Annotated in this window: 10 protein-coding genes and 1 pseudogene; 6 read left to right on the top strand and 5 right to left on the bottom strand. The window is 61.0% G+C overall.

Going from position 1 to position 13,615, the window contains the following annotated elements; all coding sequences use genetic code 11:
• Positions 1–8: 8 nt before the first annotated feature.
• Complete coding sequence (locus PMI24_RS08990; RefSeq protein ID WP_007953029.1) at positions 9–575, bottom strand: CsiV family protein; 567 nt, start codon at positions 573–575, stop codon at positions 9–11.
• A 10-nt stretch (positions 576–585) separates the two neighbouring features.
• A complete protein-coding gene (gene mfd / locus PMI24_RS08985) occupies positions 586–4,035 on the bottom strand; it encodes a transcription-repair coupling factor (RefSeq protein WP_007953027.1) in 3,450 nt (1,149 codons plus the stop codon).
• Positions 4,036–4,389: 354 nt separating this feature from the next.
• Here mfd and PMI24_RS08980 point away from each other — a divergent pair, with 354 nt between their 5' ends.
• Positions 4,390–5,853, top strand: a complete 1,464-nt coding sequence (locus tag PMI24_RS08980; protein ID WP_007953026.1) for a glyceraldehyde-3-phosphate dehydrogenase — start codon at positions 4,390–4,392, stop codon at positions 5,851–5,853.
• Between the two features lie 65 nt (positions 5,854–5,918).
• Here the strand turns inward: PMI24_RS08980 and PMI24_RS08975 are convergent, their stop codons facing one another.
• Positions 5,919–7,211, bottom strand: a complete 1,293-nt coding sequence (locus tag PMI24_RS08975) for an MFS transporter (protein ID WP_007953024.1) — start codon at positions 7,209–7,211, stop codon at positions 5,919–5,921.
• 53 nt (positions 7,212–7,264) lie between these two features.
• Here PMI24_RS08975 and PMI24_RS08970 point away from each other — a divergent pair, with 53 nt between their 5' ends.
• Together PMI24_RS08970 and sthA are read left to right on the top strand one after the other, a co-directional pair.
• Positions 7,265–8,314: an FAD:protein FMN transferase gene (locus tag PMI24_RS08970; protein ID WP_238553814.1), complete on the top strand. Its 1,050-nt coding sequence runs from the start codon at positions 7,265–7,267 to the stop codon at positions 8,312–8,314.
• Between the two features lie 197 nt (positions 8,315–8,511).
• A complete protein-coding gene (gene sthA / locus PMI24_RS08965; protein ID WP_007953019.1) occupies positions 8,512–9,906 on the top strand; it encodes a Si-specific NAD(P)(+) transhydrogenase in 1,395 nt (464 codons plus the stop codon).
• A 42-nt stretch (positions 9,907–9,948) separates the two neighbouring features.
• Here the strand turns inward: sthA and PMI24_RS08960 are convergent, their stop codons facing one another.
• Positions 9,949–10,671 (bottom strand): glycerophosphodiester phosphodiesterase, encoded by a 723-nt coding sequence (locus PMI24_RS08960; RefSeq protein WP_007953017.1) that lies wholly within the window; start codon positions 10,669–10,671, stop codon positions 9,949–9,951.
• 14 nt (positions 10,672–10,685) lie between these two features.
• Positions 10,686–11,267: a PilZ domain-containing protein gene (locus PMI24_RS08955; protein WP_007953015.1), complete on the bottom strand. Its 582-nt coding sequence runs from the start codon at positions 11,265–11,267 to the stop codon at positions 10,686–10,688.
• A gap of 94 nt (positions 11,268–11,361) precedes the next feature.
• Between PMI24_RS08955 and PMI24_RS08950 the strand changes: the two genes are divergently transcribed.
• The 3 genes and pseudogenes from PMI24_RS08950 to PMI24_RS08940 form a co-directional block, all read left to right on the top strand.
• A complete protein-coding gene (locus PMI24_RS08950) occupies positions 11,362–12,612 on the top strand; it encodes a lipoprotein-releasing ABC transporter permease subunit (protein WP_007953013.1) in 1,251 nt (416 codons plus the stop codon).
• 7 nt (positions 12,613–12,619) lie between these two features.
• Positions 12,620–13,303: a lipoprotein-releasing ABC transporter ATP-binding protein LolD gene (gene lolD / locus PMI24_RS08945; protein WP_162831788.1), complete on the top strand. Its 684-nt coding sequence runs from the start codon at positions 12,620–12,622 to the stop codon at positions 13,301–13,303.
• 63 nt (positions 13,304–13,366) lie between these two features.
• A pseudogene (locus PMI24_RS08940) lies at positions 13,367–13,615 on the top strand (ABC transporter permease); the annotation flags it as partial.

Raw genomic sequence — 13,615 nt, 5'->3', positions numbered from 1 at the left:
GACTTCGATCAGTCCGGAACGACTTCAGGCGCTTCCCGAGGCGCGGGCGCCGTCAGTGAAGTGATCTTGATCAGCAGGGCCAGGTGGCCGTTATCGAGGTAGTTGAGTTGGCCGTTCTTGGTGTGGCTGTCCTGTTTCAGGCGCTCGCTGGCGGTGACCATGCCGTTGGCGTCGATCTGATTGACCCAGAAGTCGGCGTTCACATCGGTGAAGCGCCCGAGCTTCATTTCAATCGTGCCTTCGATCGGGAACTGGCCGAACTGCTCCTGACCTTCGCTGACTGCGACCTTGGCTGGCGTCTCGCCAAGGGTCTGCTGCCAGGCTTTATGCATCAGCACGCTGTACTCGCCGCTGGCGGTGAGTTTGGTCACAACATCGTTCAGCGCCGGGGTGCGTTTGCTGTCATCGCCCAAACGCTGAGCGCCGGCCGCCCAGTCTTCCGGTGCAGCGCGGCTGACAATCGCCGGCACGGCGTTCTGGCGCACCAGAATCATTTCGACCTGATACAGGTCATCGGCAAACGCCGTAGGTGCCACCAGAGTCAGTAGCAAAGTCAGAGAGCGAAACAGGCGCATGCGGCGTCCTTCAAGCAGTTTTCGGGATGAGGCGCTCGAACAGCGCCTCCACAGTATTAAAGCGCTCTTCCGGGCGCTCCATCGGCACCTGGAACTTGAACATCGTGGCGCCTTCGAATTTGTAGCGTTTTGGCTGGCTCTGGATCAGTTTGATCAGGGTCATCGGGTCGACCGGCGTCTGCGCCGCGAACTCTATGCGTCCGCCTTGCGGGCCGCCATCGACTTTCTTGATGCCCAGTTGCTCGGCCTGCAATTTCAGCGCCGTGATGCGCACCAGATTTTTGGTCGGCTCCGGCAGCAGGCCGAAGCGGTCGATCATCTCCACTTGCAGATCCTTCAGGCCTTCCTCGTCGGTGGCCGAAGCGATGCGCTTGTAAAGGATCAGGCGTGCATGCACGTCCGGCAGATAATCTTCCGGAATCAGCGCCGGCACCCGCAGATTGACTTCCGGGCCGCCGCCGAGCGGTTGGTCGAGGTTCGGCTGTTCGCCCTTGCGGATCGACTTCACCGCGCGCTCGAGCATCTCCATGTACAGCGTGAAGCCGACCGCCTGAATCTGCCCGCTCTGACCGTCGCCCAGCAGTTCGCCGGCGCCACGGATTTCCAGGTCGTTGGTGGCCAGCACGAAGCCCGCACCCAGATCCTGAGTATTGGCAATCGCCTCCAGGCGTTTTTCCGCATCGCCAGTGATTTGCTGGCGCGGTGGGGTCAGCAGGTAGGCGTAAGCCTGGTGGTGGCTACGGCCAACGCGACCGCGCAACTGGTGCAACTGCGCAAGGCCGAACTTGTCGGCGCGCTCGATGATGATGGTGTTGGCGCTCGGCACGTCGATGCCGGTCTCGATGATGGTCGAGGCGATCAGCACGTTGAAGCGCTTATGGTAGAAGTCGCTCATCACCTGTTCGAGTTCGCGTTCGCGCATCTGCCCGTGGCCGATGCCGATCCGCGCTTCCGGCACCAGTTCGGCCAGTTCGGCGGCGCATTTCTCGATGGTTTTCACGTCGTTGTGCAGGTAATAGACCTGACCGCCGCGCAGCAGCTCACGCAGCAGGGCTTCTTTGACCGTGCTCTTGTTCTGCTCCATCACGAAGGTGCGCACCGACAGGCGTCGCGCCGGCGGTGTGGCGATGATCGACAGGTCGCGCATGCCCGACACCGCCATGTTCAGCGTGCGCGGAATTGGCGTGGCGGTCAGCGTAAGAATGTCGACTTCGCTGCGCAGGGCCTTGAGCTGTTCCTTCTGACGGACACCGAAACGGTGCTCTTCGTCGATGATTACCAGCCCGAGGTTTTTGATTTTGACGTCGTCCTGCAGCAGCTTGTGCGTGCCGATGACGATGTCGATATTGCCTTCGGCCAGTTGGGCCACCGCAGCGTTCACTTCTTTGGCCGACTTGAAGCGGCTCATCACTTCCACGGTCACCGGCCAGTCGGCGAAGCGGTCGCGGAAGCTGTTGTAATGCTGCTGGGCGAGCAAGGTGGTCGGCACCAGAATCGCCACTTGCTTACCACCGTGCACGGCGATGAACGCGGCGCGCATGGCCACTTCGGTCTTGCCGAAACCGACGTCGCCGCAGACCAGTCGATCCATCGGTTTCGGCGCGAGCATGTCTTCGCGCACGGCTTCGATGGTGGATTGCTGGTCCGGGGTTTCTTCGAACGGGAAACCGGCGCTGAAGGTCGCATAATCGGCCTTCGGATCGGCAAACGCATAACCTTCGCGGGCGGCGCGACGGGCGTAGATGTCGAGCAGTTCGGCAGCCACGTCGCGGACCTGTTCTGCGGCCTTGCGCTTGGCTTTCTGCCAGGTCTCGGAGCCGAGGCGGTGCAAAGGAGCCAACGCATCGTCGCTGCCGGTGTAGCGAGCGATCAAATGCAGGTTGGCCACCGGCACGTAGAGCTTGGCGTTCTCGGCGTATTCGAGGGTCAGGAACTCAGCGGCCTGATTATCGATTTCCAGAATCGTCAGGCCGAGATAGCGACCGACGCCGTGGTCGATGTGCACCACCGGCGCACCTTCGCGCAGCTCGGTGAGGTTCTTGATCACCGCATCGTTGTTAGCGTCGGCGCGTTTTTCGCGGCGGCGACGCTGCATCACGCGCTGGCCGAACAGCGGACTTTCCGCAACCAGTGCCAGCGCCGGGTCGTCCAGCATCAGGCCTTCGTCGAGCGGGGCGATGGTGATCGCCAGGCGATCCTTGCTCGCGACGAAGTCCGGCCAGCTGTCGACGGTTTTCGGGCGCAGCTTCAGGCGATCCAGCAACTCCAGCAGCACTTCGCGACGACCGGCAGATTCGGCGGTAAACAGCACTCGACCTGGGAACTCGTCCAGGAAGGCGGAAAGCGCGGCCAGCGGCTGGGTAGCCTTGGCTTCGATCGCCAGATTCGGCAGCGCCTGCGCCGGGAAGCGTTCGCGGCCGGCACCGGTTTCCACGTCCTGCTGACTGGCGACCACGCGCGGCCAGTTCTTCAGGCGGGCAAAGCAGTCTTCCACCGGCAGGAACAATTCGGCCGGCGGCAATAAAGGACGCGATGGATCGACGCGACGCTCTTCATAACGATTGCGCACATCGTTCCAGAAGTTTTCCGCCGCCTGCTCGATGCCCGGCAGCGAAAACACTTGAGTGTCCTGCGGCAGGTAATCGAACAGGGTCGAGGTTTCCTCGAAGAACAGCGGCAGGTAGTACTCGATACCGGCCGGCGTGATGCCGCTGCTCAGGTCCTGAAAGATCGGGCATCGACGGAAGTCGACGTCGAAACGCTCGCGGAAACGCGCCTTGAAGCGGGTGACCGCTTCTTTCTGCAGCGGGAATTCCTTGGCCGGCAGCAGCTTGACCGAATCGACCTTGTCGATGGAACGCTGGTTTTCCGGATCGAAGGTGCGCAGGGTTTCGATTTCGTCGTCGAACAGGTCGATGCGATACGGCAGTTTGCTGCCCATCGGGAACAGGTCGATCAGCGCGCCACGTACCGTGAACTCGCCGTGCTCGTAGACCGTGTCGACGTAGCGATAGCCACTGGCTTCGAGCCGCGAGCGCATTTGCTCGACATCGAGTTTCTGCCCGACATCCAGCACCAGGCTGCTGCCGAGCAGGAATTTGGTGGGCGCCAGACGATGCAGGGCGGTGGTGATCGGCACCACCAGCACGCCATGTTCCAGCTCCGGCAGTCTATAAAGGCTGGCGATGCGCTGGGAGATGATGTCCTGGTGCGGCGAAAACAGGTCGTAGGGCAGGGTTTCCCAGTCCGGGAAATGCAGCACCGGCAAATCCGGGGCGAAGAAACTCAGCTCCTGCTCCAGCCGTTCGGCACTCTGGCTGTCGGCGGTCAAAAGCAGCGTGAAGCGCTTGGCAGCGCTGGCAGCCTCGGCAATCGCCAGGCTCAGGGCGGCACCGGGGAGGTTGCCCCAGTGCTGTTTACCTGCCGCGGCAGGGAGAAGCGGTAGACGCAGAACAGGCACGGAAGGTTGAGCTCCAGGCGTTGCGACAAAGTCGGTAATTGTAGCGGCGTCCGGTGCCGCCTGTCAGTTGCAGGATGCGTCTATCTGCGCTGTTTGGGAAAAATGTAGTGGTAACCATAAAAAGCAGCGCTTTTTTTACGGTTATGTAGTGCCAAATGTTGGTGGTGTTACGGAGGGTTACAGACATCGTCTAACAGTCGTCGAAAAAATGGCTGCGCTGGAAGCCCCGGTTTTACTGGGCTGGCGGGGAGCGTTATTTTTTTGGACGGATTTTTGTTACCGATTGCGCGACAAGCGCGCATTGCTACAAGAGGTTCTCGGCGGCATAATGTAGCCCCTTTTTTCTGCCCCTACATGTGGAAGGTTACCGTGACTCAGAAGCCCGACCAGTGTCTTGGTGAATGGATCGACCGTGAAGCACTCGCAGAAGCGATGATTCCGCTTATCGGTCAGCTCTACCGCAACAACAACGTGGTGAGCTCGATCTATGGCCGCAGCCTGATCAACCAGTCTGTCATCGCGATTCTCAAAGCTCACCGCTTTGCTCGCCACCGTTCTGCCGACGACAGCGAACTCTCCGTCCACGAAACATTCCCACTGCTCAAGGCCATGAGCGAGCTCAAGCTCGGCGCGGCCTCGGTAGATCTGGGCAAGCTGGCGTACAAATTCCGCAACGAAGGCAACGGCCGCACCGCCGAGCAGTTCGTTCGCGAAGAAATGGCTGACGTGGTTGGCCAGCAAAACGCTTCGGCACGCAAAGGCACCGACGTTGTGCTGTACGGCTTCGGTCGTATCGGCCGTCTGCTGGCGCGCATCCTGATCGAGAAAACCGGTGGCGGCGACGGCCTGCGTCTGCGTGCCATCGTGGTGCGCAAGGGCGCCGAAAACGACCTGACCAAACGCGCCAGCCTGCTGCGTCGCGATTCGGTACACGGTTCGTTCAACGGCACCATCACCATCGACGAAGAAAACAACACCATCACCGCCAACGGCAACCTGATCCAGGTTATCTACGCGAAGAACCCTACCGAAGTGGATTACACCCAGTACGGCATCAAAGATGCGCTGCTGGTGGACAACACCGGTGTATGGCGTGATGCCGATGGCCTGGGTCAGCACTTGCAGTGCCCGGGTATCGACCGCGTTGTTCTGACCGCGCCTGGCAAGGGCAAGCTGAAGAACATCGTTCACGGTATCAACCACAACGAAATCACTGCTGACGACAAGATCGTGTCCGCCGCTTCCTGCACCACCAACGCCATCGTGCCGGTGCTGAAAGCCGTGAATGACAAGTTCGGCATCATCAACGGTCACGTCGAAACCGTTCACTCGTACACCAACGACCAGAACCTGATCGACAACTTCCACAAGGGCGATCGCCGTGGCCGTAGCGCCGCGCTGAACATGGTGATCACCGAGACCGGTGCTGCCACCGCTGCTGCCAAGGCCCTGCCTGAGCTGGCCGGCAAGCTGACCGGTAACGCGATCCGTGTTCCGACGCCGAACGTGTCGATGGCCATTCTCAACCTGAACCTTGAGAAAGCCGCCTCCCGTGAAGAGATGAACGAGTACCTGCGCTACATGGCGCTGCACTCCGATCTGCACAAGCAAATCGACTTCGTCAATTCGCAGGAAGTGGTTTCGACCGACTTCGTGGGCTCGCGCCACGCCGGTGTGGTCGACGCTGAAGCGACCATCGTTCAGGACAATCGCGTTGTTCTGTACGTCTGGTACGACAACGAGTTCGGTTACAGCTGCCAGGTGATCCGCGTGATGGAAGACATGGCCGGTGTAAACCCGCCAGCGTTCCCGCGCTAAGCCTTAGCTGCAAATGAAAACGCCCCGACTTAGGTCGGGGCGTTTTTGTTTGTGCGCGATTTGCCTTAGCGGGGGATAGCCGCTTGTGCCGTGCGCAGTTCGTGCCTGTTGCCGCGGAACAGCACCAGCGTGGCGATCAGACCCAACACGGCTGCGCCGCTGAGCCAGATCCCCGGCGCTGCTTTGTTGTCCAGTACGTGAATCAGGTAAGTGCAGGCGGCTGGTGTGAATCCACCGAAGGTCGCAGTCGCCAGGCTGTAGGCCAACGAGAAACCGGTCGTACGAACTTCCACCGGCATGATCTCGGTAAGCGCCACCACCATCGCCCCGTTGTACGAGCCGTACAGGAACGACAGCCACAACTCGACGATCAGCAAATGGCTGAAGCTCGGGTTCGCCACCAGCCAGGACAACGCCGGGTAAGCGGTCAGGATCGCTAGAATCGTCGCCGCCAGCAGTAGGGGTTTACGCCCGACCTTGTCAGATACCGCGCCCATCACCGGCAGCCAGAAGAAGTTCGACAGGCCAATGCACACGGTCACCAGCAACGCATCGAAGTCTGACAGGTGCAATTCCGCCTTGCCGAACGTCGGGGTGTAAGCGGTGATCAGGTAGAACGACACCGTCGTCATGACCACCAGCGCCATGCCGGCGATGACGATGCCAAAGTTCTGACCGATCGAACGGACGATTTCCTGCAGGGTAGGGCGATGTTTGCGCGCCTGGAACTCCGGGGTTTCCTCCAGCGAGCGGCGGATGACGAAAATCACCGGCACGATCATGCAGCCGATCAGGAACGGCACGCGCCAGCCCCATTCGCCCATCTGTTCCGGGCTCAGCCAGTGGTTGAGGCCGACACCGAGCAGCCCGGCGAATACCACCGCCGCCTGCTGGCTGGCGGACTGCCAGCTGACGAAAAAGCCCTTGCGGCCCGGCGTGGCGATTTCCGCCAGATACACCGACACACCGCCCAATTCCACGCCGGCCGAGAAGCCTTGCAGCAATCGGCCGAACAGTACGATCAGCGGCGCGGCAACCCCAAGGGTGGCGTAGCCCGGCACGCAGGCAATCAGCACGGTGCCGGCCGCCATCAGGGCCAGCGTGATGATCAGGCCCTGGCGCCGGCCGTGACGGTCGATGTAAGCGCCGAGAAAAATCGCCCCCAGCGGACGCATCAGGAAACCGGCGCCGAACGTGGCCAGGGCGAGCATCAGGGAAGCGAAGGCGCTGTCGGTGGGAAAGAAGGTCTTGGCAATGGCCGTGGCGTAGAAGCCGTAGACCATGAAGTCGAACATCTCGAGAAAGTTGCCGCTGACAACGCGAAAAATCGCCTTGCCTTTGCCGGTCGTGGAGGACATGGGTAGGTACTCACTCTAAATCTTGTAAGAAAGCGTTGCGCTCGTAGCCCATAATGGCCGGCGCGGTTTTGCGGGGAGATGAAGAATTGTTAACTGGACGGTGGTGGATTCTCGTGCTGCTGGGCGGGGTTTTGTCCGGCTGCGGCAACGGCGATTCCCTGGAGACTTTCGGTGGGCCGACGATGGGCAGCACTTATTCGATCAAATACGTGCGCCACGCCAATCTGCCTGCCCCGCAGGAGGTGCGTGTCGAAGTGGAAAAAATCCTCGCGGACGTCGACCGACAGATGTCGACTTACCGCGCAGACTCCGACATCTCGCGCTTCAATGCATTGCCGGCTGATCGCTGTCAGATCATGCCTGTGCCGGTCCTTGAATTGATTCGGGTGGGCGAGCAACTGTCGCAACAAAGCGAAGGCTCCTACGACCTCACCGTAGAACCGCTGATGAATCTATGGGGTTTCGGCCCGCAGGGGCGTGAAGAAAAGGTCCCGGATGCGGCGGCGCTGGCCGAAGTGCGGCAGAGAGTCGGTCATCAACACCTGCGCATCGACGGCGACCGGTTGTGCAAGGATGCGGCGGTCGAGGTGGATTTCAACAGCATCGCCGCCGGATACGCCGTTGACACCATTGCCGCGCGGCTCGAGGCTCTTGGCATCCATGACTATCTCGCGGAAGCCACCGGCGAGCTCAAGGCTTCCGGCAAGAAGCTCGACGGTTCGCCATGGCGTATCGCTCTGGAAGAACCGCGTGACGATCAGCAGGTGGCAGAGCGCATCATTAATGTCGATGGCTATGGTCTGTCCACGTCCGGCGACTACCGCAACTATTTTCAGCAGGATGGCCGGCGCTATTCCCACACCTTGGATGCTCGGACCGGTGCGCCGGTCCTACACGATCTGGCGTCGGTCACGGTAATTCATCCTTCAGCGTTGATGGCCGATGGACTATCGACGCTGTTGCTGATTCTCGGGCCTGAAAGGGCCTGGGACTATGCCGAAAAACACGACATTGGTGCATTCTTTGTGATTCGTGCCGATACAGGTTTTGTCACACGCACCAGTCACGCTTTCGAACGGCTCAGTGGCGCAAAAGTTGACTGAGAACAGTACGAAAGCTGGCGTTGTAGTGCAGGCAAAAGTAGCCTACGACGCGACCAAGGGTTAATGTGCGCGGCGTTGACGCTTCTATAGACTGTGTCCGGGTTTTCTACTGGCCCCCAATTGTTCCTTCGCGCCGTCGTTCGGCGTGATTTAGCCGCCGGTGCTGCTGGCACCGCGGCCTGTTCTGAGGAGTACGCATGGCTGTCTACAACTACGACGTGGTGGTGCTGGGTTCCGGCCCGGCGGGAGAAGGCGCGGCAATGAACGCCGCCAAAGCAGGGCGCAAGGTGGCGATGGTCGACAGCCGTCGCCAGGTCGGCGGCAACTGCACCCACCTGGGCACCATCCCGTCCAAGGCCCTGCGTCACTCGGTGCGGCAGATCATGCAGTTCAACACCAACCCGATGTTCCGTGCGATCGGCGAGCCGCGCTGGTTCTCCTTCCCGGACGTGTTGAAAAGCGCCGAGAAAGTCATCTCCAAGCAAGTCGCTTCGCGTACCGGCTACTACGCCCGTAACCGCGTCGACGTGTTCTTCGGTACCGGCAGCTTCGCCGACGAGCAAACCATCGAAGTGGTCTGCGCCAACGGCGTGGTCGAGAAACTGGTGGCCAAGCACATCATCATCGCCACCGGTTCGCGTCCTTATCGCCCGGCGGACATCGATTTCCACCACCCGCGTATCTACGATAGCGACACCATCCTCAGCCTCGGCCACACCCCGCGCAAACTCATCGTTTACGGCGCCGGCGTGATCGGCTGTGAGTACGCTTCGATCTTCAGCGGTCTGGGCGTGCTGGTCGAGCTGGTGGACAACCGCGGTCAGCTGCTGAGCTTCCTCGACTCGGAAATCTCCCAGGCGTTGAGCTACCACTTCAGCAACAACAACATCACCGTGCGTCACAACGAAGAGTATGACCGCGTCGAAGGCGTGGACAACGGCGTGATCCTGCACCTGAAGTCCGGCAAGAAGATCAAGGCCGACGCCTTGCTCTGGTGCAACGGCCGTACCGGTAACACCGACCAGTTGGGTCTGGAAAACATCGGGGTCAAGGTCAACAGCCGCGGCCAGATCGAAGTCGACGAGAACTACCGCACCTGTGTGCAGAACATCTATGGCGCCGGTGACGTGATCGGCTGGCCGAGCCTGGCCAGTGCCGCCCACGACCAGGGCCGTTCGGCCGCTGGCAGCATCGTCGACAATGGCAGCTGGCGTTTCGTGAATGACGTGCCGACCGGCATCTACACCATTCCGGAGATCAGCTCGATCGGCAAGAACGAGCAGGAACTGACCCAGGCCAAGGTGCCGTACGAAGTGGGCAAGGCGTTCTTCAAGAGCATGGCGCGTGCACAGATCGCCGGCGAGCCGCAAGGCATGCTGAAGATCCTGTTCCACCGTGAAACCCTGGAAGTGCTGGGGGTTCACTGCTTCGGTTATCAGGCGTCGGAGATCGTGCACATCGGTCAGGCGATCATGAACCAGCCGGGCGAACTGAACACTCTGAAGTACTTCGTCAACACGACGTTCAACTACCCGACCATGGCCGAAGCCTATCGGGTAGCGGCGTACGACGGCCTCAACCGGCTTTTTTGACGGGCTCCGGCCGGTGGCCTGAGCCGGCCGGGGAGACCGATTTCAGCAATTCCCGAGGGTGGCAGTGGCCAAACCGGGAAAGTCTGTAATCAGGCTGTCAACGCCGAAGTCGGCGAGTCTGCGCATCAGCGCAGGCTCGTTGACGGTCCACACCGACACATGCAGCCCCTGACGCTGCGCCTTTTGCAGGCGTTCCGGCGTACACAGCGTCCAGTTCAACGCCAGAATCTCGCAACCGTAACTTTGCGCGACCTTCAACGGGTCGAGCCAGGCGTATTCGGCCACCAGGCCGCGTGACACGTCGGGCACCAGATCCAGTGCAGCCTTCAATACTTCCCGCGAGCTCGAGGTGATCGTCACCTTGTCGAGCAGCCCGTGCCTGACTGCCATTTCACGGATTGCCAGCACGGTGGTCGCGGCGCGGGTGCGCGAAGCGCTTTTGACTTCCAGCTGCCAGTGCTCGAAATCGCATTTCTCGAACAGTTCTTCCAGCGTCGGAATCGGGCACGGCTTGATCCAGCCCGGGCCGCCCTTGCGCGCGTCGTAGGTCACCAGATCGGCGGCGGTGTGCTCGACCACTTTGCCGCGCCGGTCGGTGGTGCGCTTGAGGGTCGGATCGTGGATGACCATCAGCTCGCCGTCCTTGGACAGGTGCAGGTCCAGCTCGCAACGGCGCACGCCGTGCTTGAGACATTCCTGAAAACTGCTCAGGGTGTTTTCCGGTGCTTCGCCCTTGGCGCCGCGGTGGCCGTAGATAAGGGTCACGGTTCTTCCTTAATTTAGATGCCTGATTCGTTCTGTTCGCGGGCCAGACGTCGTTCCTGGGCCTGCTTCTGCAAGATATAGCGGGCGAGCAACTGGCGCTGGGCATCGGTCAGGTGTTCGAACTCGGTGCCGACGTCGTAGCCGTCGCCCTTGCGGTCGCAATGGGTGACGCGGGCGCGCAGCAACAGGCCAAGCGCCTGGGGCATCAGCACCAGTTTCACCGACAGGTGGGCGCCGGTGGCGATCGGCGTCGGGTGCTGAAAGTCGATGCCGCCCTCGGAGATGATCACTGGCTGCGGCTCGCCGATATGGCCGAGCACGGTCAGGGCGACCACCTGGCTGAGCAGGTCGATGCGTTTGTTCTGGGATTTCAGGAACGCCGAGATGGCGCGGTCGCGTTCACTGATCTGGCGCAGCAGGTGCTGCGACTCGAATTCGCTCAAGTGCAATTCGCTGAGCAGGTTGAACAGTGGAGAAGCATCCTGCAACACTTCCTGGCCTGCGGCTTCGGGAGCGGACAGGGGCCGAATTTCCAGTGCGATCGTGTCCTCGATACGGTAGTATTCGCGGCGATCTTCTTCATCTAATGTCGACATGGCGAACCCATGGTAGCGGCGGTGGTCTGAGTGTAAAGCTGGTTATCGACCCCCGCCACAAGGACGTTCCTTTTCCCTCCGAACAAGCCCCGACATGTTCAGACCTCTCTTCGTATTTATCGGCACGCGTTATACCCGTGCAAAGCGTCGCAATCATTTTGTGTCATTCATTTCCCTGACTTCGATGATCGGGCTCGCCCTTGGCGTGGTCGTGATGATCGTGGTGTTGTCGGTGATGAACGGCTTCGATCATGAGATGCGCACCCGCGTGCTGGGCATGGTGCCCCACGCGACCATCGAGTCCGGTGAAGCCATCAACGACTGGCCGAGCCTGGCCGCCAAGGTCAAGCAGAACCCGCAGGTGGCGGCCGTTGCGCCGTTTACCCAGATGCAGGGGTTGCTGACCAACAACGGCCAGGTGTCCAAGGTGTTGCTCAATGCCATCGATCCGGCGCTGGAACGCAACGTCTCGATCATCGACAACTTCATGAAGCAGGGCAAACTCGACGATCTGACGCCGGGCAGCTTCGGCATCGTGATCGGCGACAAGGCCGCGACCAAACTCGGTGTGGGCCTCGGTGACAAGGTCACCTTCGTCGCGCCGGAGGTCAGCGTGACCCCGGCCGGGATGTTCCCGCGCATGAAACGCTTCACCGTGGTCGGCATCTTCCATGTCGGCGCCGGTGAACTCGACGGTTACCTGGGCGTCACCAACCTGCAGGATCTGGCGAAGATGCACCGCTGGAAGCCTGATCAGGTACAGGGCCTGCGCCTGAAGTTCGACGATCTGTTCCAGGCGCCGCGTGAGGCGTGGAACATCGCCCAGCGTCTCGGCGAAGACCGTTACTACGCCCGCGACTGGACCCGTACCCACGGCAATCTGTATCAGGCCATCCGCATGGAAAAAGCCATGATCGGCCTGCTGTTGCTGCTGATCGTCGCGGTGGCGGCGTTCAACATCATTTCCACGCTGGTGATGGTGGTGAACGACAAGAAGGGCGACATCGCCATTCTGCGCACACTGGGCGCCACACCGGGCACGATCATGCGCACGTTCATGGTGCAGGGCACGGTGATCGGCGTGGTCGGCACGGCCATCGGCGCCGTGGTCGGGATCTTCGCCGCGCTCAACGTCAGCGCCGCGATTTCGGCCCTCGAAGGCGTGATCGGACACAAATTCCTCAACGCCGACGTGTATTTCATCGATTACCTGCCGTCGCAGGTGCAGAGCCAGGACGTGGTCATGGTCTGCGCCGCTGCGTTGGTCCTGAGTTTCCTCGCCACCCTGTATCCAGCCTGGCGTGCCGCGCGCACCCAGCCGGCGGAGGCGCTACGTTATGAGTGAGTCGGGCATGAGTGAAAAAGCAATCTTGAGCTGCCGCAACCTGGGCAAATCCTACGAGGAAGGCCCGGAGTCGGTGGAAGTGCTGGCCAACCTCCAACTGGAACTGCATCCGGGTGAGCGGGTGGCGATCGTCGGCAAGTCCGGTTCGGGCAAAAGTACTTTGCTCAACCTGCTGGGCGGTCTCGACACGCCGACCAAGGGCGGTGTCTGGCTCGACGGTGAAGAACTGTCGGCGCTGAGCGAGAAGAAGCGTGGCCTGCTGCGTAACCGCGCCCTCGGGTTCGTGTACCAGTTCCACCACTTGCTGCCGGAATTCACCGCGCTGGAAAACGTCTGCATGCCGTTGCTGATCGGCAAGACCGCGATCCCGGAAGCGCGTCAGCGTGCCACGGCGTTGCTGGAGCGGGTCGGTCTGGGCCATCGCCTGGAGCACAAACCGGCGGAACTGTCCGGTGGCGAACGCCAGCGTGTGGCCATCGCCCGTGCGCTGGTGAACAATCCAGGGCTGGTGATGCTCGACGAGCCGACCGGCAACCTCGACTCCCACACCGCCGAAGGCATTCAGGATCTGATGCTGGAACTCAGCACTTCGATGCGCACGGCGTTTCTGGTGGTGACTCACGACATGAACCTGGCTCGCCAGATGGACCGCGTCCTGCAATTGCAGGAAGGTTGCCTGACCCCCATCTGACGGCTTGAAACCCGGTGCCTGAAAAGGCATCGGGTCTTTTATTTTTATACGGTGCCCCAGCGAATGTTCAGACCGTTATCGATCTTTATCGGCACGCGCTATACCCGCGCCAAGCGCCGCAATCGCTTTGTTTCGTTCATTTCGATGACCTCGATGATCGGCCTCGCCCTCGGCGTGCTGGCGATGATCGTGGTGCTGTCGGTGATGAACGGCTTCCAGCGCGAAATGAGCTCGCGCATCCTCGGCATGGTGCCTCACGCGACCATCGTCGGCGTCAAGCCGATCGACGACTGGCAGCCAGTGGCTGGCGCC

Origin of the sequence: Pseudomonas sp. GM25, from assembly GCF_000282255.1 — a bacterium.
Classification (GTDB): Bacteria; Pseudomonadota; Gammaproteobacteria; order Pseudomonadales; family Pseudomonadaceae; genus Aquipseudomonas; species Aquipseudomonas aphyarum.
This window is presented reverse-complemented; position numbering and strand designations above follow the sequence as displayed.